At 66.5% G+C, this 24359-nt stretch carries 25 protein-coding genes; 14 read left to right on the top strand and 11 right to left on the bottom strand.

Annotated elements, in window-relative coordinates; genetic code table 11:
* Positions 1-118 precede the first annotated feature (118 nt).
* From QE379_RS16765 to QE379_RS16825, 13 genes are all read left to right on the top strand, one after another.
* A complete protein-coding gene (locus tag QE379_RS16765; RefSeq protein ID WP_307002228.1) occupies positions 119-313 on the top strand; it encodes a DUF1192 domain-containing protein in 195 nt (64 codons plus the stop codon).
* 179 nt (positions 314-492) lie between these two features.
* Positions 493-2811, top strand: coding sequence for an ATP-dependent Clp protease ATP-binding subunit ClpA (gene clpA / locus QE379_RS16770; RefSeq protein ID WP_307002229.1), 2319 nt, complete (start codon positions 493-495; stop codon positions 2809-2811).
* 161 nt (positions 2812-2972) lie between these two features.
* Entirely contained in the window at positions 2973-4745 is a 1773-nt protein-coding gene (locus QE379_RS16775) for a diguanylate cyclase (RefSeq protein ID WP_307002231.1), read from the top strand.
* A gap of 5 nt (positions 4746-4750) precedes the next feature.
* The gene (locus tag QE379_RS16780; RefSeq protein WP_307002233.1) at positions 4751-4921 is read left to right on the top strand and encodes a hypothetical protein; all 171 of its coding nucleotides are present in this window, start codon (positions 4751-4753) and stop codon (positions 4919-4921) included.
* Between the two features lie 112 nt (positions 4922-5033).
* Entirely contained in the window at positions 5034-5273 is a 240-nt protein-coding gene (locus tag QE379_RS16785; protein ID WP_307002235.1) for an exodeoxyribonuclease VII small subunit, read from the top strand.
* A 2-nt stretch (positions 5274-5275) separates the two neighbouring features.
* A complete protein-coding gene (locus QE379_RS16790; RefSeq protein ID WP_307002236.1) occupies positions 5276-6175 on the top strand; it encodes a polyprenyl synthetase family protein in 900 nt (299 codons plus the stop codon).
* A complete protein-coding gene (gene coaD / locus QE379_RS16795) occupies positions 6172-6675 on the top strand; it encodes a pantetheine-phosphate adenylyltransferase (protein WP_307002238.1) in 504 nt (167 codons plus the stop codon). Before QE379_RS16790 ends, coaD begins: the two co-directional genes overlap by 4 nt.
* Positions 6676-6913: 238 nt before the next feature.
* Complete coding sequence (locus QE379_RS16800) at positions 6914-7666, top strand: peptidylprolyl isomerase (RefSeq protein ID WP_307003274.1); 753 nt, start codon at positions 6914-6916, stop codon at positions 7664-7666.
* Positions 7663-8700 (top strand): tRNA preQ1(34) S-adenosylmethionine ribosyltransferase-isomerase QueA, encoded by a 1038-nt coding sequence (gene queA, locus QE379_RS16805; protein WP_307002240.1) that lies wholly within the window; start codon positions 7663-7665, stop codon positions 8698-8700. Before QE379_RS16800 ends, queA begins: the two co-directional genes overlap by 4 nt.
* Positions 8697-9194: an EF-hand domain-containing protein gene (locus tag QE379_RS16810; protein WP_307002241.1), complete on the top strand. Its 498-nt coding sequence runs from the start codon at positions 8697-8699 to the stop codon at positions 9192-9194. The genes queA and QE379_RS16810 overlap by 4 nt, the downstream gene beginning before the upstream one ends.
* Positions 9191-10330 (top strand): tRNA guanosine(34) transglycosylase Tgt, encoded by a 1140-nt coding sequence (tgt, locus tag QE379_RS16815; protein WP_307002242.1) that lies wholly within the window; start codon positions 9191-9193, stop codon positions 10328-10330. The genes QE379_RS16810 and tgt overlap by 4 nt, the downstream gene beginning before the upstream one ends.
* 2 nt (positions 10331-10332) lie before the next feature.
* Positions 10333-10545 (top strand): hypothetical protein, encoded by a 213-nt coding sequence (locus QE379_RS16820; RefSeq protein WP_307002244.1) that lies wholly within the window; start codon positions 10333-10335, stop codon positions 10543-10545.
* A gap of 23 nt (positions 10546-10568) precedes the next feature.
* Positions 10569-13424, top strand: coding sequence for a pitrilysin family protein (locus tag QE379_RS16825; RefSeq protein ID WP_307002245.1), 2856 nt, complete (start codon positions 10569-10571; stop codon positions 13422-13424).
* 370 nt (positions 13425-13794) lie between these two features.
* On the opposite strand, the gene QE379_RS16830 is transcribed toward QE379_RS16825, so the two are convergent.
* Entirely contained in the window at positions 13795-14475 is a 681-nt protein-coding gene (locus tag QE379_RS16830) for an IS5 family transposase (protein WP_307002247.1), read from the bottom strand.
* A 38-nt stretch (positions 14476-14513) separates the two neighbouring features.
* Here QE379_RS16830 and QE379_RS16835 point away from each other — a divergent pair.
* Positions 14514-15679 (top strand): IS3 family transposase gene (locus QE379_RS16835; RefSeq protein WP_373461816.1). Its coding sequence is split into 2 segments (ribosomal slippage): positions 14514-14775 and positions 14775-15679, totalling 1167 coding nucleotides; the frame shifts between segments, so codons are not numbered across the junction.
* Positions 15680-15689: 10 nt separating this feature from the next.
* Here the strand turns inward: QE379_RS16835 and QE379_RS16840 are convergent.
* From QE379_RS16840 to QE379_RS16885, 10 genes are all read right to left on the bottom strand, one after another.
* Positions 15690-15935, bottom strand: coding sequence for a phage integrase N-terminal SAM-like domain-containing protein (locus tag QE379_RS16840; RefSeq protein WP_307002251.1), 246 nt, complete (start codon positions 15933-15935; stop codon positions 15690-15692).
* A 428-nt stretch (positions 15936-16363) separates the two neighbouring features.
* Entirely contained in the window at positions 16364-17917 is a 1554-nt protein-coding gene (gene guaA / locus QE379_RS16845) for a glutamine-hydrolyzing GMP synthase (RefSeq protein ID WP_307002253.1), read from the bottom strand.
* Between the two features lie 32 nt (positions 17918-17949).
* Positions 17950-18504 (bottom strand): hypothetical protein, encoded by a 555-nt coding sequence (locus QE379_RS16850; protein WP_307002255.1) that lies wholly within the window; start codon positions 18502-18504, stop codon positions 17950-17952.
* A gap of 266 nt (positions 18505-18770) precedes the next feature.
* Entirely contained in the window at positions 18771-19193 is a 423-nt protein-coding gene (rplQ, locus tag QE379_RS16855) for a 50S ribosomal protein L17 (RefSeq protein ID WP_267434548.1), read from the bottom strand.
* Between the two features lie 255 nt (positions 19194-19448).
* Positions 19449-20513: a DNA-directed RNA polymerase subunit alpha gene (locus QE379_RS16860; protein ID WP_267434549.1), complete on the bottom strand. Its 1065-nt coding sequence runs from the start codon at positions 20511-20513 to the stop codon at positions 19449-19451.
* Between the two features lie 88 nt (positions 20514-20601).
* Positions 20602-20991 (bottom strand): 30S ribosomal protein S11, encoded by a 390-nt coding sequence (rpsK, locus tag QE379_RS16865; RefSeq protein WP_007405180.1) that lies wholly within the window; start codon positions 20989-20991, stop codon positions 20602-20604.
* Between the two features lie 107 nt (positions 20992-21098).
* Positions 21099-21467: a 30S ribosomal protein S13 gene (gene rpsM / locus QE379_RS16870; RefSeq protein WP_058718060.1), complete on the bottom strand. Its 369-nt coding sequence runs from the start codon at positions 21465-21467 to the stop codon at positions 21099-21101.
* A gap of 158 nt (positions 21468-21625) precedes the next feature.
* The gene (locus tag QE379_RS16875) at positions 21626-21874 is read right to left on the bottom strand and encodes a hypothetical protein (RefSeq protein ID WP_307002259.1); all 249 of its coding nucleotides are present in this window, start codon (positions 21872-21874) and stop codon (positions 21626-21628) included.
* A 165-nt stretch (positions 21875-22039) separates the two neighbouring features.
* The gene (locus QE379_RS16880) at positions 22040-23395 is read right to left on the bottom strand and encodes a HAMP domain-containing sensor histidine kinase (protein ID WP_307002260.1); all 1356 of its coding nucleotides are present in this window, start codon (positions 23393-23395) and stop codon (positions 22040-22042) included.
* Positions 23392-24084, bottom strand: a complete 693-nt coding sequence (locus QE379_RS16885) for a response regulator transcription factor (protein ID WP_307002262.1) — start codon at positions 24082-24084, stop codon at positions 23392-23394. Before QE379_RS16885 ends, QE379_RS16880 begins: the two co-directional genes overlap by 4 nt.
* Between the last annotated feature and the right edge of the window lie 275 nt (positions 24085-24359).

Below are 24359 nucleotides of genomic sequence, written 5' to 3' on the forward strand. Positions count from 1 at the left end.
GGAATGTCCACGATCCCCATCACATCGCTATCCGCGCGCACCGATCCGCCCCTTCGCCCGTCCGTCTTCGCGACCGTTATTGACATCGTCGGCCACCGGGTCAACGCTGCACACCCAGATGGATACGGATGATTCCCCCCTCCGCACGCCGGACAGCCTGACCACGCTGGTCCAGGCTGACCTCGATCCGCTTTCGCTCGCCGAGTTGGAAGCGCGGATCGCCGTGCTGCAAGGCGAGATCGAGCGAACGCGAAGCCATATGGCGCGCGCCTCGCTCCACCGGGCCAGCGCCGACGCGCTGTTCAAGCGGTGACCCGCATCGGATCGGCCGGGCGATCATACGCCTTTTGCCGGTCCGTCGGGTCGCCCTCCGCCGCGCGACACGCTTTGTTCAGCGGTCGTGCGTTACCCCCGCTTGATGCCGGGGCCTGCCATCCCGACATTGGTCGAAACGAAGCGCCCGTCCCCAGCGCCTCGTCAGGAGTATCGTAGATGCCATCTTTCGCCCCCGCGCTCGAGACCACGCTGCACAAGGCGCTGGAAGCCGCGACGTTGCGGCGCCACGAATATGCCACGCTGGAGCACCTCCTCCTCGCGCTGATCGACGACGAACATGCCTCCAAGGTGATGGAGGCGTGCCATGTCGACCTGGGCGAGCTGAAGGCCACGGTCGCCCAGTATCTCGACGCCGAACTCGACGCGCTCAAGGTCGAGGCGGCGACCGACCCCTCCCCCACCAGCGGGTTCCAGCGTGTCGTCCAGCGCGCGATCCTGCACGTCCAGTCGTCGGGCCGCGACGAGGTGACCGGTGCGAACGTACTGGTCGCACTGTTCTCCGAACGCGAATCCTATGCCGTCTATTTCCTGCAACAGCAGGATATGAGCCGCCTGGATGCCGTCAGCTTCATCAGCCACGGCGTCGGCAAGGGCGGCGCGACCAGCGAATCGACTCCCCCCAAGGGCGCCGAGGAGGAAAAGCCCGCCAAGCCGACCGAGAAGGGCAAGGGCGAGAGCGCGCTCAAGCAGTTCACCGTCGACCTCAATGAAAAGGCCAAGGCGGGCAAGGTCGATCCGCTGATCGGGCGCGGCCCCGAAGTGGACCGGACCGTCCAGATCCTGTGCCGCCGCTCGAAGAACAACCCGCTCTATGTCGGCGATCCCGGCGTCGGCAAGACCGCCATCGCCGAAGGTCTGGCGCGCAAGATCATCGAGGGCAACGTTCCCGAGGTGCTGTTGAACGCTGTCATCTACTCGCTCGACATGGGCGCGTTGCTGGCGGGCACCCGCTATCGCGGCGATTTCGAGGAGCGGCTGAAGGCGGTCGTCAACGAACTGGAAAAGCTGCCCCACGCGGTCCTCTTCATCGACGAGATCCACACCGTCATCGGCGCGGGCGCGACCAGCGGCGGGGCGATGGATGCGTCGAACCTGCTCAAGCCCGCTCTGTCGGGCGGCACGATCCGCTGCATCGGCTCGACCACCTATAAGGAGTTCCGCAACCACTTCGAAAAGGACCGCGCGCTGCTGCGCCGGTTCCAGAAGATCGACGTGAACGAGCCGACCATCGAGGATACGATCAAGATCCTCGCCGGACTTCGCACCGCGTTCGAGGAGCACCATCAGGTCAAATACACCCCCGACGCGATCAAGTCGGCGGTGGAACTGTCCGCGCGCTACATCAACGACCGCAAGCTGCCCGACAAGGCGATCGACGTGATCGACGAAGTGGGCGCGATGCAGATGCTGGTGCCGGTCAACAAGCGCAAGAAGACGATCACGCCCAAGGAGATCGAGGCCGTGATCGCCACCATGGCCCGCATCCCGCCGAAAAGCGTGTCGACCGACGACCGCCAGCAACTGGAAACGCTGGAGACCGACCTCAAGCGCGTGGTGTTCGGCCAGAATGCCGCGATCGAGAACCTGTCCTCGGCGATCAAGCTGAGCCGGGCGGGGCTTCGCGATCCCGACAAGCCGATCGGCAACTACCTCTTCACCGGCCCCACCGGTGTCGGCAAGACGGAAGTGGCGCGCCAGTTGGCGACGATCCTGGGCATTCCGCTCCAGCGGTTCGACATGTCCGAATATATGGAGCGTCACTCGGTCAGCCGGTTGATCGGCGCGCCTCCGGGCTATGTCGGCTATGATCAGGGCGGTCTGCTCACGGACGCGGTCGATCAGAATCCGCATTCGGTGCTGCTGCTCGACGAGATCGAGAAGGCGCATCCCGATCTGTTCAACATCCTGTTGCAGGTGATGGACAATGGGAAGCTGACCGATCACCACGGCAAGACGGTCGATTTCCGCAACACGATCATCATCATGACGACCAATGCGGGCGCCGCCGACATGGCGCGCGAAACGGTCGGCTTCGGCAACCTCACCCGCGAGGGCGAGGACGAGCAGGCCGTGCAGAAGATGTTCACGCCGGAATTCCGCAACCGCCTGGATGCGATCGTGCCCTTCGGCTATCTCCCGCCCGAAGTCGTCGCGCGGGTGGTGGACAAGTTCATCCTCCAGCTCGAACTCCAACTGGCGGATCGCAACGTCCATATCAGCCTGGACGAGGCGGCGAAGAGCTGGCTCACCGAAAAGGGCTATGACCGCCTGTACGGCGCGCGTCCGATGGGCCGCCTGATCCAGGAAAAGATCAAGCAGCCGCTGGCCGAGGAACTGCTGTTCGGCAAGCTGGTCCATGGCGGCGAGGTGACGGTGCGGATGAAGGACGGCGCGCTGTCCTTCGCGATCGAACCCGCCGCGCCCAAGAAGCCGCGCAAGAAGGGGGGCAAGCCCGCCTCGGTCGACGCGACCTGATCCCGCTTTCGACAGGATCGTGGATGAAGAGGCCGGGTGGCGACACCCGGCCTTTTTCATGTTCTCCGATCCGCGGGATCATCCGAAACGGATTGACCTTTTACCGGGAGCATTCTCGACTTTAACCACATTTTTGGGCTTTTGCAGACACATGGCGGCCCATGAACGGCGTGGGTCGCATTAAAATCTGGGCATTGGTGCTGGCGATGTGGACCATCGTCTGGCCGTTCGCCTCCGCCCATGCGCAGACGGGAGAGGCCGTCGCCACCTGTATCCGCCCGATCGAACGGGGCCAGACCGCCGCCGCGATGTTCGGCCAACCGCAGGGCTTCGATTGCCGCGATGACCAGTCCTCCTATGGCGCGGGCGACTTCTGGGTCTTGTCCCAACCCCTGACCGCCTTGCCCGGCGATCCGCGCGAGCGGCTGACCATCGCCTTTGCCAGCACCTGGCAGGACGCGACGACGCTCCATATCCTCTATGCCGACGGGCAGGTACGGCGGATCGCCTTCACCAGCGCGACGACATCGCCCTATCTGCTGCTGGGCCCGATGATCGCCGTCCCCCTGCCCCGCATGGCCGCACGACCGGTACGCATCCTGTGGGAAGCGCATGGCGCGGCCAATATGCGTGGCGTGGTCCGGGGGGCGCGGTTGCAACATCATGCCGAGGCGCTGGAGGTCGAGGGGCAACTCGGCCTGCTCTACGGCACGATCATGGGGATGGTCGTCGCGCTGGCGCTCTATAACATCGTCCTGTGGCCCGCGCTGCGCCAGCCCTTGCAGCCGGTCTATTGCCTGCTCCTGTTCTTCATCACCGGCTATGCCCTGTGTTCGTCGGGGCTGATCGGGCAGTGGTTGCCCTGGCTCGACAATAACGAGCGGCACCGGTGGAATGCGATCATGCTGGGCGGCGTGGCACTGACCATCGTGATCTTCGCGCGCTATTTCTTCGAGCGGGAGGTGTTTCGCGGATGGCTGGACCTGATGGCGGTGGTCGTCTTCGCCCTGATCGCCGTTCCCAATCTTGCCTTCGCGCTGCTGGCGCCCTTGTGGATCCGCACGCTGGACGCGCTGGTCGTGGCGGGGTTCGCGATCCTGCTGGCGTTCCTGATCGCCGTGCTGGTGCAGGCATGGCGGCGGCGGAGCAACTTCCTCTGGGCCTTCGCCATCGGATGGGGGACGCCGATCATCCTGGCGATGTTCCGGGTGCTCAATGCCGCGCATCTGATCGCCTGGCGCCCGTGGATCGACCAGTCGACGGTGTTGTCCATGGGAGCCGAAGCCCTCTGCGCCAGCCTGGGGGTCGCCTATCGAATCTATCTGCTCAGCCGCGAGCGCGATCTGGCCCGCGCCGATGAACGCGTCGCCCGGCGGCTGGCCGATACCGACCCGCTGACCGGCCTGTTCAACCGCCGCGCCTTTCTGGACCAGGCGATCGGGCGGAGCGGGCCGCAGACGCTGATCCTGGCCGATATCGACCATTTCAAGCGGATCAACGACGCGCTGGGCCATGATGGCGGCGACGAGGTGCTGCGCATCTTCGCCCGGTCGCTGGCCAATACGCTGGGCCCCGACATGCTGGTCGCGCGAATCGGGGGCGAGGAATTCGCCCTTCTCGCCGATGCCGCCCGTGCGCCCGATGCGGAGCTTCTGCTCGCCCGCCTGCGCGCCGCCAGCTATCCCATGGGCGCCAAGGTGACCGCCAGCCTGGGCCTGTGCACCGGCCCCATGGCCAGCGAGGAGGATTGGCGCCGCGTCTATCGCGAAGCCGATCAGGCGTTGTTCGCCGCCAAGGACGGCGGCCGCGACCGGGCCTGTTGGGGCGTGCCGCTGTCCTGCGACGGCTATCCACCGCCCCCCTTGCCCAACAACCGGCCCCGCCCTAGACAGGAGCGAGGGGAGAAGGGCGTGTGCGCGAACGGCGGATCTTGATGGCCATGACGATACTGGCGCTGATCGCGCTGGCCTATCGCCACCCCACCGCCGATATCCGCCTGATCACCCACGACATCGCCGACCGATCGCCGCGCCGTGTGCAGGCCGCGGTCGATCTGGGCCTGTTCGGCGTCTCGATCCTCTACACCTGGACGGTCGACCGGTTGCGCTGAGGTCCGATCCGGCGGCGCTCGACCGGGCGGCACCGGCCCGGTTTCGCGGGAGTGGATCAAACTACGCGCGAGCATCCTTGCGCGTGCGCCGGGCCTGCCCCATAGCGGCGTCATGGATACGCCCATCGAAGAACTGACGTTCGAGGACGCCCTCAAGGAACTGGAGAGGATCGTCGGCCGACTGGAAAGCGGCGAAGCGACGCTCGACGAATCGATCCGCCTCTATGAGCGCGGCGACCGTCTGCGTCAGCGCTGCGCCGAGCGGCTGGACGCGGCCCAGGCCCGGATCGAGGCGATCCGCCTCGACGCCGAGGGCAAGCCCGCGGGCACCCGCCCGTTCCAGGCGGGTTGAGCGTGACGCTGACCGCCACCACCCTGTCGGGCGCCCTGGCCGAAGTCGCCGAGGACATCGACGCCCGCTTCGCGCAGTTGCTCGCCGATCCGGGCGATCCGCGCGCCTCGCTCTATGCCGCGATGCGCCATGCTGCGATCGGCGGGGGCAAGCGGTTGCGCCCGCTACTCGTCTTCGCGACGTCGCACCTGTTCGCCGTCGACCGCGACACGGCGGGCTGGGTCGCGACCGCGCTGGAGGCGATCCATGTCTATTCGCTGATCCATGACGATCTGCCCGCAATGGACGACGACGATATGCGGCGCGGCAAGCCGACCGTGCACAAGGCGTTCGACGAGGCGACCGCGATCCTGGCGGGCGACTGTCTCCATGCGCTGGCCTTCGAGATTCTGGCCGATCCCTCGACCCATGCCGATCCCTTCGTCCGGTCCGAGCTGATCCTCGACCTCGCCCGCGCCTCCGGCCCCAGCGGCATGGCGGGCGGGCAACAGATGGACCTGGAGGCCGAGCGTCAGGTGTTCGACCTCGCCACCGTCACCCGGCTTCAGCAGATGAAGACCGGCGCGCTGATCTGTGCGGCGGTGGAGGCGGGCGCGATCCTGGGCCGTGTGCCGCCCGAGGGCCGGACGCATCTGCGCGGCTATGCGCATGATCTGGGCCTCGCCTTCCAGATCGCCGACGACCTGCTCGACGCCGAGGGTGACGAGGCCGTGGCGGGCAAGAAGCTGCGCAAGGACGAAGAGGCGGGCAAGGCGACCTTCCTCAGCCTGCTCGGCGTCGCGCGCGCGCGGGAACAATGCCGGATGCTGGTCGCCCAGGCGATCGAGCACTTACGCGATTACGGCCCCGAGGCCGATCTGCTGCGTGCCATCGCGGCTTACGTCGTGGAGCGCGACCGGTGACCCGGATCGGCGTCTATCCCGGCACCTTCGATCCCGTGACGCTGGGTCATATGGACATCATCCGGCGCGGTGCGAAGCTGGTCGACCGGCTGGTGATCGGCGTCACCACCAACCCCTCCAAATCGCCCATGTTCACCCTTCAGGAGCGGATGGAGATGGTCCGGCGCGAGGTGGCGGACGTGGCGGGCGAGATCCATGTCGTCGCCTTCGATTCGCTGCTGATGGATTTCGCCGAACGCGAGGGGGCCAAGGTCATCGTCCGGGGCCTGCGTGCCGTCGCCGATTTCGAATATGAATATCAGATGGCGGGGATGAACCAGCAGATCAATCCGCGGGTCGAAACCGTCTTCCTGATGGCCGATGTCGCGCTGCAACCCATCGCCAGCCGGTTGGTCAAGGAAATCGCGATGTATGGCGGCAATATCGCCAAATTCGTGACGCCCGCCGTCCGAACCCAGGTGATCGAGCGGGTGGAAAAGATCGGCCGCAAGGGATCGTAAGCTCCTCCCCGGCACGGGGAGGTGGCAGGGCGAAGCCCTGACGGAGGGGGGCTTCCTCACAGGACACGCTTTGCCGCACGCCCCCTCCACCAGCTTCGCTGGTCCCCCTCCCCGTGCCGGGGAGGATCATTCACCCCCAAAAGGTTCAGATTGGCGCAAGGGGCGATTTGCTCTACAGCCACCCCATTCCTTTCCTTGTCGTAGAGATGTGATGCGCGTTCTCGCCGCTCTTGCCATGATGATGGCCAGCCTGATCGCCGTTCCGGCCCAGGCGCAATCCCAGTCCCAGACCCCGCCCAAATTCACCACCCCCGCCAAGGCGGCGCAGGTGCTGGAGGCCAATGTCGCGGGTCGCCCCACCCCGCCGCCCGTCACCGACAAGGAGAATCTCTGGCTGCTCGACCTGTCGACCGGCGGGCGGGTGACGATCTGGCTGCGTCCCGATGTCGCGCCCAAGATGGTGGAGCGGATCAAGACGCTGACCCGTCGTCATTTCTATGACGGGCTGCTCTTCCACCGCGTGATCGACGGCTTCATGGCGCAGGGCGGCGATCCCAAGGGCGACGGCACCGGCGGGTCGGACCTGCCCAACATCCCCGCAGAGTTCAACTATCTGCCCCATGTGCGCGGATCGGTGGCGGCGGCGCGAGCCGACGACCCGAACAGCGCCAACAGCCAGTTCTACATCGTCTTCCAGCCGCGCTTCGCGCTCGACAAGAAATACACGGTGTTCGGGCGCGTGATCGACGGCATGCAGTGGGTCGACCGGATCGAACGCGGTGAGCCTCCCGCGAACCCCAGCAAGATCGTCCATGCCTATATCGCGGCGGACAATCCCCCCGCCTATGTGCCCCCCGCCCCCGTCGCGGCCCCCGATCTGGGTGCGCCGGTGACGCTGCCGGGCGCCGCGCCCGCCACCAAGCCGGCGGCGGTGCGCCGTCCCGCGCCCAAGGCGGCTCCGGCCAAGAAGGCGGCAACGGCCACCAAGTGAACGTAGATCTTTTCGACTTCGCGCTGCCGCCCGAGCGGATCGCGCTTTATCCGGCCTCCCCGCGCGATTCGGCGCGGATGCTGGTTCTCGACGGCGACGCCACCCGCGACCAGCGGGTGAGCGACCTGCCGACCTGCCTCCGCCCCGGCGACCTGCTGGTGTTCAACGACACCCGCGTCATCCCCGCGCAGCTTGAGGGCACGCGGGGCGAGGCGAAGATCGGCGCGACGCTGCACAAGCGCGAGGGCACTCGCCGCTGGCGCGCCTTCATCCGCAACGCCAAGCGCCTCCGCGACGGCGATGTGATCGACTTCGGCGCGGGCGTCAGCGCCACCGCGCGCGACCGGGCCGAGGATGGCAGCTTCGCCCTCGACTTCGCCGGCGACGAACCGGTCGAGTTGCTGCTGGAGCGGGCGGGCACCATGCCGCTGCCCCCCTATATCGCCCAGAAGCGCGGCATCACTGAAAAGGACGCCGACGACTATCAGACCATGTTCGCCAACGAGCCCGGCGCGGTTGCGGCCCCCACGGCTGCGCTGCACTTCACGTCGGAGCTGCTCGCCGCGCTCGATGCGGGCGGCATCGAATATGCGACGCTGACGCTGCATGTCGGCGCGGGCACCTTCCTGCCGGTCAAGGCCGAGGACACGGTCGATCACAAGATGCATGCTGAATGGGGCCGCATCGACGCCGCCACCGCCGACCGGCTGAACGCCGTGAAGGCGCGCGGCGGCCGGGTGATCGCGGTCGGCACCACCTCGCTGCGCCTGATCGAGAGCGCGGCAGGCGAGGATGGCGTGATCCGTGCCTTCGAGGGCGATACCGCGATCTTCATCACGCCGGGCTATCGCTTTCGCGGGATCGACGGGCTGATGACCAATTTCCACCTGCCGCGTTCGACCCTTTTCATGCTGGTCTCCGCCCTGATGGGGCTGGAGCGGATGCAGGCGGCCTATGCCCATGCGATCGCGAACGCCTATCGTTTCTATTCCTATGGCGACGCCTCGCTGCTGTTGCCGGAGCGCTCGGCGTGATCCTGCTCGGGCTGCTGCTCCAGGCGGCGACGCCGGGCGCGAACGAGACGGTGACCGTCACCGCCCGTCCCACCCCCTTCGCGCAGACGCCCGCGACCATGGTGGTGGAGCCTGTCGCGATGATGATCGCCGCCTTCGACGCGGACGGCGACGGCAAGACCAGCCGCGAGGAGATGGAAGCGGGCGTGAAGCACTCCTACGACGCCATCGACACCGCGCATCGGGGCTCCATCGGCTATCTCCAGTTCGCCGACTGGGCCGAGCGCTGGCTGGGCGACCGCAATGCGCTGCCCAGCCCGTTCGATGTCGACAAGAACAGCGATGACCGGATCACGCTGGCTGAACTCCAGGCACATTTCTCGCGCCTCTTCTCGCGTTTCGACCGTGACCATGACGGCGCGATCAGCCGGCCTGAGGCGCTGACCATCCGCACCATTCCCGCCGACGCCAATGGCCCCACCGGCCCGCTCGCGCCCCGAGGCAGAAGACCATGACCGCCCGTTTCTCCTTCGCCATCCACGCCACGGATGGCCGCGCCCGCACCGGCACCATCACCATGAAGCGCGGTGAAATCCGCACCCCCGCCTTTATGCCGGTCGGCACCGCCGCCACCGTCAAGGCGATGAAGCCCGGCGATGTGCGCGCGAGCGGCGCGGACATCATCTTAGGGAATACCTATCACCTGATGCTCCGCCCCGGCGCGGAGCGGGTGGACCGGCTGGGCGGGCTTCACGGCTTCATGGGCTGGGATCGGCCGATCCTGACCGACTCGGGCGGCTATCAGGTGATGAGCCTGGCCGATCTGACCAAGCGGTCGGAGGATGGCGTATCCTTCAAAAGCCATCTGGACGGCACCCGCCATCTGCTCAGCCCCGAACGCTCGATCGAAATCCAGCGCCTCCTCGGCTCCAACATCGTCATGGCGTTCGACGAACTGGTCCCCACCACTTCGACCCGCGAGGTGCAGGCTGCCGCGATGGAACGCTCGATGCGCTGGGCGAAGCGCAGCCGCGATGCCTTTGATGCCGGCGGCCAACATGCCGAGGACAATGCGATCTTCGGCATCCAGCAGGGCGCGCTGGACGAAGGGTTCCGCAAAAGCTCCGCCGATGCGCTGATCGATATCGGTTTTGACGGCTATGCGATCGGCGGCCTCGCGGTCGGCGAAGGGCAGGAGGCGATGTTCGGCTGCCTCGACTTCGCGCCAGGGCAATTGCCGGTGGAAAGGCCGCGCTACCTGATGGGCGTCGGCAAACCGACCGATATCGTCGGCGCGGTCGAGCGCGGGGTCGACATGTTCGACTGCGTGCTGCCCACCCGCTCGGGGCGGACCGGACAGGCCTTTACGCGGCAGGGGCCGATCAACATCCGAAACGCCCGCTTTGCCGAGGATCAGGGGCCGCTCGACCCCGCCTGTGGCTGCCCGGTCTGTGCGACGTGGAGCTGCGCCTATCTGCACCATCTGGTCCGCGCCGGGGAAATCCTGGGCGCGATGCTGATGACCGAGCATAATATCTGGTTCTACCAGCAGATGATGGCCGATCTGCGCGCCGCGATCAGCGAAGGACGGCTCACGGCCTTTGCGGACGACTTCCGGGCGCGCTACGCTGGCGGCGGAGTAGGAGAGTAACCATGACCGACCGTACCGAAGACGCCCCCAACGAAATCCTCGCCGCCGCCAAGGAGGCCAAGGACCACGCCGTCGCCGCCGCCGAAGCGACCGCCGAGTCCATCAAGGAACAGACGCGCAACTGGCCACTGGGCAAGATCGGGCTGGGCGTCGGCATCGGTTCGGCGGCGATCGCGGCGGCCGTCCTCTACGGCACGCGCAACAAGTCCAAGTAACACGTCCAACCAAGAGGGTTTTCATGCGCCTTTTCCGTGCCGCGCTTCTGCTCGGCGTCGCCGCCCTTCCCACGCTGGCCGGGGCGCAGACCGCGCAGCCACCCCAAAGTGTGAAAGGGGCGCGCACGGAAAGCGTGAAACCGATCGCCTTCACCACGCGCACCCTGCCCAACGGCCTGCGCGTCTATGCCATTCGCGACACGACGACGCCCAACGTCTCGGTCCAGGTCTGGTATGATGTCGGGTCGAAGGACGATCCGAGGGGCCGCTCGGGCTTCGCCCACATGTTCGAGCATCTGATGTTCAAGGCGACGCGCAACCTTGTTCCCGAACAGATGGATCGCCTGACCGAGGATGTCGGCGGCTATAACAACGCCTCCACCGCCGACGACTATACCAATTATTTCGAGGTGGTACCCGCCAATCACCTGCAACGGCTGCTCTTCGCGGAAGCCGACCGCATGGCCGCGCTGGTCGTCGAGCCCAAGAGCTTCGCCAGCGAGCGCGACGTGGTGAAGGAGGAATTGCGCCAGCGCACCCTCGCCCAGCCCTATGGCAAGCTGTTCTCCATTTACTATCCCAAGCTGGCCTATACGACGCATCCCTATGCGCGCCCCGGCATCGGCAGCCTGGAGGAACTGGAATCGGCGGGCATCGACGATGTGCGCGCTTTCCACGCCACCTATTACCGGCCCGACAATGCGGTGCTGGTCGTCGCGGGCAATTTCGATCCCGCGCAGCTCGACCGCTGGGTCGACCAGTATTTCGCGAACATCAAGCGCCCCGCCAATCCGATCCCGCGCGTCACCGTGCAGGAGCCCAGGCGGACCGAGGCGGTCACCCGCAGCGTCTATGAGGCGAATGTCCCGCTGCCCGCCGTCCTGATCAGCTATCATATCCCGCCGGAGCGTAGCGCGGATACCCCGGCGCTGATGGTGCTGAACGCGATCCTGTCGGCGGGCGAAAGCTCGCGGCTGTACGAGGATCTGGTCTATCGCGACCAACTCGCCCAGTCCGCCGCGACCTTCCTCGACACCAAGCAATCGACCGGCAATTTCGTCGCCTATGCGATGATGGCGGGCGGCAAGCCGGTCGCCGAGGGCGAAGCGGCGCTGAAGAAGGAGATCGCGCGGCTGCGTGACGCGCCCGTCTCCGCCGCCGAACTGGCCGAGGCGAAGAACGAATTGCTGACCGCCGCGCTCAAGCAGCGCGAGACCGCCGAGGGCAAGGCGAACCTGATCGCCAACAGCGTCATCGTCGATGGCGACCCGACCGCCGCCGACCGCCAGATCGCCGCCGTCCAGACGGTCACCGCCGCCGATGTCCAGCGCGTGGCGCGGGCCTATCTGCAGGACAGCCAGAGCGCGACCATCCGCTACCTCCCCGAATCGGACCGGCCCGCGAACGTGCGCCTGATGCCGATCGAGATCGCGCCGACGGTCCAGACGGCGGCGCTCACCCCGCCCGCTGATATCGCGGTCGTCACCCCCGCGCCCGATGGTCAGCGCATCCTGCCCCCCGCCCCCGGCGCACCGATCGCGCCCACCTTGCCGCAACCGGTGGTCGCCACCCTGTCCAACGGCCTGCGCGTCGTGACGGTCGAGCGACATGACCTGCCGCTGGTCACCGCCTCGCTGGTCGCATTGGGCGGCGCGGCGACCGATCCGGCAGGCAAGGCGGGCGCCAGCAGCCTGTCCGCCGAATTGATGACCAAGGGGACGCGGACCCGCTCCGCCACCGAGATCGCCCGCGCGGTCGAAAGCCTGGGCGGATCGATCGCCAGCAGCGCGACCGACGATGGGGCCAGTATCGACCTGACCGTACCGTCGGCCCAGGCGGACACGGCGATGACCATCCTGGCCGATGTCGCCACCCATCCCGCCTTTGCGCAGGAGGAGATCGACCGCGCCCGGACCCAGTCGATCGACAGCCTGAACGTCGCGATGAAGAATCCCGCGCAGCTCTCGGCGATGGTCGCGGACCGCGTGGTCTATGGGGCACGCGCCTATGGCCAGCCGCTGTCGGGCACGCCCCACTCGCTCAAGGCCCTGACCCGTGCGGACCTGACCGCCGCCTATGCCCGAAGCTGGAAGCCCGCACAGGCGACCCTGCTACTGGTCGGCGACGTCACCCCCGCTCAGGCGCGGACGCTGGCCGAGCGTCATCTGGGGACATGGCGTGTGGCAGGTGCCACGGCGGTAGCGGCCAAGCCCGCCGAACCGGCCTTCCCTGCGCCGCGCGTCATCGTCGTCGACATGCCCGATGCCGGGCAGGCGGGCGTGGTCGTTGCGCGCTCCGGCATCCGCCGCGCCGATGACCGCTACTACCCGCTGGCGGTCGCCAATACGGTGCTGGGCGGCGGCTTTTCGTCGCGGCTTAACCAGGAAATCCGTATCAAGCGCGGCCTGGCTTATGGCGCGGGCAGTTCGGTGGCGACCGGTCGCGATATCGGCCTGATCTCCGCCCGGACCCAGACCAAGAACCCGTCCGCCGCCGAGGTGGTCGGCCTGATCGATGCCGAGATGACGAAGCTGGGTACCGCGCCCGTGCAGCAGGACGAACTGGCGACGCGGCAGGCGGTGCTGGTCGGCGGTTTCGGCCGCACGATCGAGACGACGGACGGCATCGCCGACATCCTCGCCAGCTACACGCTCCAAGGCGTGCCGCTGGACGAGCTCAGCCGCTACATCCCGCGCGTGCAGGCGGTCGATTCGGCGGCGGTCCGGTCCGCCTCCGCCGCGCTGCTCGATCCCAAGGCGGCGAGCATCGTCGTGGTCGGCGACGCCAAGCAGTTCCTGCCCGCGCTGAAGTCCGCGCATCCGCAGGTCGAGGTGATCCCGGCGGACGCGATCAACCTCGACACGCCCAAGCTCCACTGAAACCGGGGCCTCCGCGCGGATCGGTACGTGGCCCAAGGCCGTGCACCATCCCGACGGAGGCCGGGGTCCCGTCAGGAAGGGATTTAGAGTCCGATCGACATTCCCGCCGCGCGCCCTTCATTCCTCCCCTGCAAGGGGAGGGGGACCAGCGAAGCTGGTGGAGGGGTGTCACCGCCCGCGAGACGGTCTTCTATCTCCAAGGGCGACACTCCTCCATCAGGCCTTCGACCTGCCACCTCCCCTTCGAGGATTCCTCTGCGAAACGGCTCATTTGTGACAGAGGATCTGGGCGAGGCTGTCGCTTCAGGGATCCGGTACGGGCCTTGGTCAGCTTTGGCTGGCCGGTTTGGAGGGGCAGGATCGCTCCGGCTCAGCCAGCGGCAAGGATGGCGGCGCGTCTGATATTGTAGATGGTGGCAAAGGCGAGGAAGTCTGCGGCGTTCCGCTCGATCGACAGGCATCTGGTGCGCGCCTTGCCGTAGAGGCGCTTCATGGCGCTGAAGACCGCCTCGACAGGGGCGCGCCGTCTGGCGATGAGGTGGTTGCGCCGGGCCTGCCAGCGCGGCAGCTTTGGCATGTAGCGGTGCCGGCGATGCATGATGCGATCCTTGATCCCGGCCGCCTTCAGGGCCTTGCGACGCGCCTGGCCCTCATAGGCCCGGTCGGCATAGACCGCGCCTTCGTCGCCGCAGACCAGCGCGTCGGCCCGTTCGACATCCTGGACCCTGGCCGAGGTGAAGGCCAGCTTGCGGATCAGGCCCGAGCCCTCGTCCATGCCGATATGGAAGCGGTAGCCGAACACCGGCTTGCCGTCCTTGCGCGTCCAGTCGGCTCCCGGCTCCTGGGGGTGCGGATCACCCGGCGCGATCCCGTCCCCGCGCGGGGGCTTGCGGGTCGCCTTGACCACCGAGGCATCAAGGATCGTCCCCCGCCGCAGCACCAGCCCCTGCGCATCCAGCTGCCGGTTGATCTCGGCAAAGCAGCGCTCCAGCACGTCCCCCGCCGCCGCCGCCGCGCGAAACCGTGACGTGACCCCCGTTTCTTCATCCAACTGGAAGTAGAGACCGTCTCCTTAAAGGGACGGACGGAATGAAGCGGAAGCAGTTTTTGGAAGAGCAGATCATCGGCATCCTGAAGGAGGCCGAGGCGGGTGCGGTGGTGACGGAGCTGTGCCGCAAGCACGGGATGTCGAGCGCGACTTACTATGCGTGGAAGGCGAAGTTCGGCGGCCTGGAGGTGTCCGACGCAAAGCGCCTGCGGTCGCTCGAAGAGGAGAACGCCCGGCTCAAACGGCTACTGGCGGACACGATGCTGGACAATGCGGGGTTGAAAGACCTGCTGTCAAAAAAGTGGTGACGCCCGCCGCGAAGCGGCAAGCGGTCGCGCATCTCCAGGCGACGTTGGGGATGAGCGAGCGGCGGGCATGCACGGTCGTTGGGGCAGACCGCACGAGCATGCGGTATCGCTCGTGCCGGGCGGATGATGGCGACCTGCGGTCGCGGCTGCGCGAGCTGGCGCAGCAACGCCGACGGTTCGGCTATCGGCGTCTGCACATCCTGCTGCGCCGGGACGGCATCACGATCAACCGCAAGAAGACCCAGCGGCTCTATCGTGAGGAGGGTTTGACGGTCAGGCGCCGGAAGGGACGAAGGCGCGCCACAGGCAGCCGTGCGCCCGCGTCAGTGCTGGCGCTTCCCAACCAGCGCTGGAGTCTGGACTTCGTCCACGACCAGCTCGTGACCGGCCGTCGGTTCCGCGTGCTCAACATCGTCGATGACGTCACGCGCGAATGCCTTCGGGCGGTGGTGGACACGTCGATCTCGGGCCGGCGGGTCGTGCGCGAGCTGGCCGATCTGATCGCCGAGCGTGGCAGGCCGAAGATGATCGTCAGCGACAACGGGACCGAACTGACGTCGAACGCGGTGCTCGCCTGGTCCGGCGATGCCCGCATCGAGTGGCATTACATCGCGCCGGGCAAGCCCACGCAGAACGGGTTCGTCGAGAGCTTTAACGGTCGCATGCGCGACGAGCTGCTCAACGAGACGCTGTTCTTCACCATCGGTCAGGCCCGCTCGATTCTGGCCCGCTGGGTCGACGACTACAACAACGAGCGTCCGCACTCCTCGCTCGGCTACGCCACTCCGGCAGCCTTCGCTGCCGGGCTCGAACAGCAACGGGCGGGGTTAACCCCGCCCGTTGCTTCACCTGCGCTTATGCGCGAAAACCACGGTCGGTCTCTGGTTGCCGCTGGATGAAAGACCGGGGTCACGTCAATACTGCGGCGTTGATGGTCGCCGGTCCAACGGCGCGCCGATGCTGGTCGAGTTGAAATCGCCGGAGGTCTTCTGCGCTTGCCGTATCAGGAGGGCGGCCCAGAAACGCGGCGAAGGACCGGACGTGGCGAATATAGTCCTGCTGGGTATGCGCCCCAAGCCCTCGAAGCTTCATATCCTGCAGCATCCGCTGGCGCAGCGAACCGATTGGGGCCGCGGTAATCGTAATGGTGTCCATGGTGAGTTCCTTTGCGTTGAAGGAACCTCACAATCTCATGGCAACTACGCCTCGCCCAACGGCACCGCTATTACGGCTCGCGCCTGCCACAAGTACCCATCCCGCGGAGCGGGTTCGTCCAAGTCCCAAAATCGGCCATCTTGGATTCGGGACACAGCAATGTAGCAAGGCGATATTTTCAACGTGTGATCATTAGGTCGCCATCGAACGATATCCGGTAGAAACACCGTTAAGTCGCCTTTGACACCACAATTTCCCAATGATCTGAGTGCCCACCTTCGTTATGTCGGGCGCGCCAATCCCCCATCGGCAACGAAAAGGCGCCCCGGTGTCAGCCGAGGCGCCTTTTCGTATCATCTGCCAGCGGCACCTGACGGCACCGAATGATCCGGCCGCGTTCCTGCTCCGCAGGACCCACGAGTCCGGGATCACTCCCACTCGATCGTACCGGGGGGCTTGCTGGTATAGTCGTAGACGACGCGGTTGATGCCCTTCACCTCGTTGATGATCCGGGTCGTCACGCGCGGCAGGAAGCCGCCGGGGAAGTCGAAGGCCTGCGCCGTCATCCCATCCACCGAAGTCACCGCCCGCAGCGCCAGCACCGAGTCATAGGTCCGGCCATCGCCCATCACGCCGACCGAGCGCACCGGCAGCAACACTGCGAACGCCTGCCAGATGGCATCGTACAACCCGGCCTTGCGGATTTCCTCCAAATAGATGGCGTCCGCCTTGCGCAAAATGTCGCAGCGCTCGCGCGTCACCTCGCCGGGGATGCGGATCGCCAGGCCGGGTCCGGGGAAGGGATGGCGGCCGACGAACACGTCGGGCAGGCCCAGCTCGCGGCCCAGTACGCGGACCTCGTCCTTGAACAATTCGCGAAGCGGCTCGACCAGCTTCATGTTCATGCGTTCGGGCAGGCCGCCGACATTGTGGTGGCTCTTGATCGTCACCGACGGGCCGCCAGTGAAGCTGACGCTCTCGATCACGTCGGGATAGAGCGTGCCCTGGGCCAGGAACTCCGCGCCGCCGATCTTCTTGGCCTCGGCCTCGAACACGTCGATGAAGGTCTTGCCGATGAACTTGCGCTTGGCCTCGGGGTCGGTGACGCCCGCCAAGCCGTCCATGAACAGGTCCTGCGCGTCCACATGGACGAGCGGGATGTTGTAGTGGCCACGGAACAGGCTGACGACCTGCTCGGCCTCGCCCTGGCGCAGGATGCCGCCATCGACGAATACGCAGGTCAGTTGGTCGCCGATCGCCTCATGGATCAGCAGCGCCGCCACCGACGAGTCGACCCCGCCCGACAGGCCGCAGATCACCTTGGCCGAGCCGACCTGTTCGCGGATTTCGGCGATCTTGGCGGCACGGAACTCCGCCATCGTCCAGTCACCCGAAAGTCCCGCGACATGGCGGACGAAATTGGCGATCAGCTTGGCGCCGTCGGGGGTGTGCACCACCTCCGGATGGAACTGCATCGCGTAGATGCGGCGTTCCTCATTGGCGATGATCGCATAGGGCGCACCGGGGCTCGTCGCCACGACCTGGAAGCCCGGTGCCAGTGCAGTCACCTTGTCGCCATGGCTCATCCACACCTGATGCCGCTCGCCTGTCTGCCACAGGCCGTCGAACAGGGTGCAGCCATTCTCGACCGTGATGAACGCCTCGCCGAACTCGCCGCTGTCGCCCTTCTCGACCTTCCCGCCGAGCTGCTGGGTCAGCGCCTGCTGGCCATAGCAGATGCCCAGCATCGGCAGGCCGCTGTCGAGGATCGCCTGCGGGATGCGGGGGCTGGTTTCGTCCACCACCGAGGCGGGGCCGCCCGACAGGATGACGGCGGCGGGATTGATCCGCGCGAAGGCCTCACCAGCCGATTGGAAGGGCACGATCTCGCTATAGACCCCCGCTTCGCGCACACGGCGCGCGATGAGCTGGGTGACCTGGCTGCCGAAATCGACGATGAGGATGCTGTCGGGGTGCTCCATGGCGGTCCGATAGCGATGTCTTTGTCAAAAATCTACCGGGCGGCGATGCTTTCCGCCGGGTCGATCGCAATCGTCCGCACCGCCTGTGAATCGACACGGCAGCGGAACGGGCGGAGGCCTTCGGCGGCGTTCGCTTGTTCGCGCAGACGCAGCGTCCCGCGCACGAGCAACCCGTCGCCGAGCGGATCGACGGACGCCAGTTTGTCGAGCAGCGCATGGGCGTGGCTTCGCTTCCCCTCGTCCTCCGCCGCCAGGATACAGGCGCGGACAGCGGCTTCCTCGTCGATCTCGGCACGGGGGGCGGAGGGGGTTTCCACCGCACGGACGGGTGTGGTTGGATCGGCCCCAGGCGCGCTTCCCGGCCGCGAGGCATTAGGCTGGTCTGGACGAAGGCCTGCCGCCTGCAAACCCATCCCCGCCACCATCAGCGCCGCCGTGCCGATCGGGTCCACCCTGTTCTGGTCGCGCTGATAATAGAGCGAGGTGGCGGTCGGCGTGGAGATGCCGGGGTTCCAGTTCGTTTGGGTAGCGCAGGCGGATAGCGATGCGATCGCCGTCAGGCTCGCGATGGTCGTGATCTTGCGCATGATGTGCCCCCCTTATTTCGCAGGAGAAACGAAGACCCCTTTCAGAATGCTGAACAGAGCGGCTGAGCACGCCCCTCCCGCAGGCGGGAAGGGATGGGGGAGGGAAGGCCACGAGCGATGGTCTCTGCGAGGCTCCCTGCCCTCCCCCCGGCCCCCTCCCGCCTACGGGAGGGGGAGCGCACTGTCGTCCGCGTCCAAAACAACAAAAAGGGGCCGCCCCATCGCTGGGACGGCCCTCTCTCGAAGGTCTTCGAGGCTCGCAAAGATTAGGCGGCTTCGTCGAAATCTTCCTCGTTCATGACCGGACCCGAATCCTGGCCCTTCGCCGAGACGTCGCGGTCGACGAACTCGATGATCGCCATCGGCGAGGCGTCCGACGCGCGGATGCCGGCCTTGATGATGCGGGTATAGCCACCGTTGCGGTCCGCATAGCGCGACGCCAGCGTGTCGAACAGCTTCACCAGCTGCGCGTCGTCGAGCAGGCGGGCATGCGCCAGACGACGGTTGGAAAGACCGCCCTTCTTCGCCAGCGTGACCAGCTTTTCGACATAGGGACGCAGTTCCTTCGCCTTGGCGACGGTGGTGGTGATCTGCTCGTGCTTGATCAGCGCTGCCGCCATGTTGCGGAAGAGTGCGATACGATGAGCCGAGGTACGCTGCAGCTTACGGCCGCCGACGCGATGACGCATAGGTAGTTCCTTCGTTCGTTAAGGGGCCGTCTCACGGTACCCCAGACCTGGTGACCGTCGAGGCCGTCACCTTCACCTATTCAAATCCTCCCCAAGCTTGCTTGGGGAGGGGGACCAGCGAAGCTGGTGGAGGGGCCGGGCCGAAGGACCGGATCACGGCAAAGCCGCAATCCTGACGTCGAACGGGTCGCCCATGGGCGACCCGCCGGCCGGGCTTGCGCCGTCTCGCGGATAGCATCGCTATCCGCGTGCGGCTCAGCCCATGATCTCCTGTTCCAGCTTCTTGGCCATTTCCTCGATATTCTCGGGCGGCCAGCCGGGGATTTCCATGCCCAGGCGCAGACCCATGGACGACAGCACTTCCTTGATTTCGTTCAGCGACTTGCGACCGAAATTCGGGGTGCGCAGCATCTCGGCTTCGGTCTTGCCGACCAGATCGCCGATATAGATGATGTTGTCGTTCTTGAGGCAGTTCGCCGAACGCACCGATAGTTCCAGCTCGTCCACCTTCTTGAGAAGGTAACGGTTGATCTGCTGCGCGTCGCTCTGCGGCTCGCCACCGGCGGCGGGGATCGCCGCCTGGCCCACGGGGGCCGCGCGGGTGAGCGCCGAGTCGTCGAAGTGCACGAACAGCGCCAGCTGGTCCTGGAGGATGCGCGCGGCATAGGCCACGGCGTCTTCCGGGGTGACGGTGCCGTCGGTCTCGACCGAGAGCGTCAGCTTGTCATAGTCCAGGTCCTGACCGACGCGGGTCGGGTCGACCTTGTACGACACCTGGCGAACCGGCGAGTAGAGCGCATCGACCGGGATCAGGCCGATCGGCGCATCGGCCGGACGGTTGGACGCGGCGGGGACATAGCCCTTCCCGATATCGGCGGTCAGCTCCATGTTGAGCGTCGCGCCTTCGTCGAGATGGCAGATCACCAGGTCCTTGTTCATGACCTCGATATCGCCCGACACGGCGATGTCGCCGGCCTTGACGGTGGCGGGGCCGGTCGCCGAAAGCTGGAGCCGCTTGGGGCCTTCGCCCTGCATGCGGATGGCAAGCTGCTTGACGTTCAGGACGATGTCGGTGACGTCTTCACGCACACCGGCCAGCGACGAGAACTCGTGCAGCACGTTCTCGATCTTGATCGAGGTGACCGCCGCGCCCTGGAGCGACGACAGGAGAACGCGGCGCAGCGCGTTGCCCAGCGTCAGGCCGAAGCCACGCTCCAGCGGTTCGGCAACGAACGTCGCCTTCCGCTTGCCATCGCCGCCCTTCTTTTCGAGCGCGTTGGGCTTCTTCAGTTCCTGCCAGTTCTTTGCGTTGACAGACACGTGGTTCCCCTGAGTTATGGGCCGGAACGGGGACGGTTCCAGCCGTGGAGAGAGGCATGGCCGACTCGTCAGCCGGCCATGGGAAGCATCAGACGCGGCGACGCTTGGAAGGCCGCACGCCGTTGTGCGGGATCGAGGTCACGTCACGGATCGAAGTGATCTGGAAACCGACCGCCTGCAACGCGCGCAGCGCCGATTCGCGGCCCGAACCCGGGCCCTTCACTTCGACTTCCAGGGTGCGGACGCCATGCTCGGCGGCCTTCTTGCCCGCGTCTTCGGCGGCGACCTGGGCGGCATACGGGGTCGACTTGCGCGAACCCTTGAAGCCCATCATGCCCGCCGACGACCACGAAATGGCATTGCCCTGCGCGTCGGTGATGGTGATCATGGTGTTGTTGAAGCTGGCGTTCACATGAGCGACGCCGGCGGTGATGTTCTTGCGCTCGCGACGGCGAATGCGCTGCGGTTCACGTGCCATTGAATTCTATCCTGACCTGTATCTCTGATGCGGAGAGCGGGAAGCAGTCTGCCTCGCACCGCCCTCCGGCGGAGAAAAAGTGATTTTCGTCCCCCCGGACGAAAATCTTACTTTTTCTTGCCTGCGATCGGCTTCGCCTTGCCCTTGCGGGTGCGCGCATTGGTGTGCGTGCGCTGGCCGCGGACCGGCAGGCCCTTGCGGTGACGCAGGCCGCGATAGCAGGCCAGGTCCATCAGGCGCTTGATGTTCATCGCGGTTTCGCGACGCAGATCGCCTTCCACCGTGTGATCGGCGTCGATGGTTTCGCGGATCTGGAGGACTTCCTGATCCGAAAGGTCCTGAACGCGACGATCGGCGGCGATGTTCAGCTTGGCAGCGATCTGCTTCGCCTTGGCCGGACCGATGCCGTGGATATAGGTCAGCGCGATCAGAACGCGCTTGTTGGTCGGGAGGTTAACACCCGCGATACGTGCCATGAAACTTGTTCTCCTAGCTCCACGAAGCATGGCATGGCCGCACATGCTCCATCTCAACGCGATGGTTCCGCCACGCGGAAGCGCGACGCCCGCAAATCGCGCGTCGTCAAACCGGGGGTGGTGGAAGGATGGTCAGTTAGGGCCCGCGAAACCCTCTGTCAAGCGATCGGTTCCCGAAACGTCGCCGATTGCACCCGGCGAAGCGTCAGCCAGCGACGGAAGGACACGATCGCCCAGACGATCTCCACCACGCCGAACGGCCAGGCGCCCTGGAGAAAGCCATAAGCCGATCCCGCAACGCACCCCAGGACGAAGCCCAGCGTCCACCAATGCGACCCCGCCTCCATCGCATAGCAGACGAGCGTGAAGGACACGGCAGCGAGGCCGAACAGAGAAAGCGAATCCATCGCGGCGGTTTAGGGGGTTGGGCGTAAGGGGCAAGTCCGATCCTCGCCGGCACGGAGAGGGGGAAGGCGAAACCTGACGGAGGGGGCTTCTACAAAGGCCGTCCCTTGCGGCAATCCCCCTCCACCACCGCTGCGCGGCGGTCCCCCTCCCCGTGCCGGGGAGGATCAGGGAATCACCAACCGCGCGATCAGCCCCGGTCCATTATCCCCCAGTTCGAACCGCCCGCCATGCAGCCGCGCCACCGCCTCGATCAACGCCATGCCCAGCCCCGCGCCCGGTGTCGTCCGTGCGGTGTCGAGGCGGCCGAACCGCTTCAACGCCTGCGCCCGGTCCGCCTCGGCGATGCCGGGGCCGTGATCCTCGACCTGGAAGACGATGCCCTCCACCGTGCGCCGCAGCCGCAGCGTCACCTCCCCGCCCGACGCCCCGTGCTTCAGGGCATTGTCGATGAGGTTGGACAGCGCCTGGCTCATCAGTTCGCGGTGCAGCGGCAGGGGGGCGGGGCGATCCTCGACCGCGATCAGGAACCGAAGCCCCGCATCCTCGACCACCGGGGCGTAGAGTTCCCCGATCTCCTCGATCAGTTCGGCGGGCGAGGCCAGGGTGAAGCGGTCGCGGGTCACCGATTCCGAACGGCTGATCTCGATGACCATGGTCAGCATCCGCATGATCAGGTCGGTTTCGACCAGCAGGCCACCCAGCGCCGCCTCGCGCTGGGCCGGATCGGCGATCAGCACCGCCTGCTCGGTCTTGGTCCGCAATCGGGCGAGCGGCGAGCGCAGGTCGTGCGCCAGGCTGTCGGTGACGACGCGCAACTCGGCCATCAACTGCTCGATCTTGCCCAGCATCGCGTTCAGTCGCACCGCCAGCCGGTCGAAGGCGTCGCCATCGCCGTCGCCGCCCCGCACCAGCGAGACGCGCCGCGACAAATCGCCCTCCCCCGCCGCATCCATGACCGCGACGATGGCGTTGAGCCGCCCCGCGACATAGCGCGCCAGGACGAGCCCGGTCCCGACCCCCAGCATCAACGACAGGAACACCGCCAGCGCCAGCGCGCGCTCGATCGCCACCTGCTGCGCCTCGATCAGGTCGAGCGGCCGCCCGACCAGCAACCAGTCATGGCCGATGGGATGGAGCGTATAGCCCGCCTCGCGGCTGGCCCAGACGCCGTCGCGGCCCAGCACCGCGATCCGAAACGGCGTGTCCGACAGCGGCACCGCCAGATGACGCGGCGCATAGCCCGCGATCCGGTGCCCCTGCGTATCGAATATGGCGAGGACCAGCGACACGTCGCCGGGCTCGCGCGCCTCCTTGATCGCATCGGCCAGCGCGGGCAGCGCGCCCGTTCGCCAGACGGCGCGTAAGGCATCCGCCTGTTCGACGATCTCGCGGTGGAGCGCCGCGACCGCATCGGCGCTGGTCTGTTTCCAGATGAACCCGACCAGCGCCAGATTGGATACCAGCGCCAGGATGATCGACAGCAGCGCGATCCGTGCCGAGATCGTCAGCCGCGGCTTCACCCCTCGACGGCCAGCCTGTAGCCCGCGCCGCGCACCGTATGAAGGATCGGGGTGCCGAAGCCTTCCTCCAGCTTGCGCCGCAGCCGCCCGATATGGACGTCGACCACGTTGGAGCCGGGGTCGAAATGATAGTTCCAGATCTTCTCCAGCATCATCGTGCGGGTGACGACCTGTCCGGCATGGCGCGCCAGGAATTCCAGCAGGTTGAACTCGCGCGCGCCGACCGGGATGATCTTGCCCGCGCGGGTGACGGTGCGGGCGAGCAGGTCGATCTCCAGATCGCCGACCGACAGCTTGGTGCGGGTCGGTTCGGACGCGGCGCGGTCGGACCGACGGACCAGCGCCTCGATCCGCGCCGACAGCTCGGCGAAGGAGAAGGGCTTGCACAGATAATCGTCCGCGCCCGCCTTCAGCCCGTCGACCCGGTCGTCGACCGTGGCCAGCGCCGACAGGATCAGCACCGGGGTGGAGATGCCCGCCGCGCGGATCGCGCTGACCATCGCCAGCCCGTCCAGGCGCGGCAGCATCCGGTCGGCGATGATCAGGTCGAATATCCCCTCGCTCGCCAGGAACAGCCCGTCCCGGCCGTCCCCGCATTGCTCGACGGCATAACCCGCCTCGGCCAGCCCCTTGGCGACATAGGCGGAGGTGGAAGCATCGTCTTCGACGATCAGGATCTTGCGGCTCATCGGTTCGTCTGCTCCGGCATAGGGCGATCTTCGCTCCAACGGCGTCGTTCGGCATGTTCGAGCCCTTGGACCCCGTCCGCCCCAAGTCACCCCGTCCTTGGGGGGCGACTAGGCCGGAAAATGGCCCAGGGAAAGGCCGGCGGAAAGCACGCTCTCCGCCGGCCCCGACGGCACCCCCGGGAGTGTCGGGCGCCGAGCTCGTTGAACTGCGTGACGTGGGGCTACAGGGTGGCGGGATACCCCGGAGTGACCATAATGTGACAAATGCGTCATTC

The sequence above is a fragment of the Sphingomonas sp. SORGH_AS_0879 genome, assembly GCF_030819175.1.
Taxonomy (GTDB): Bacteria; Pseudomonadota; Alphaproteobacteria; order Sphingomonadales; family Sphingomonadaceae; genus Sphingomonas.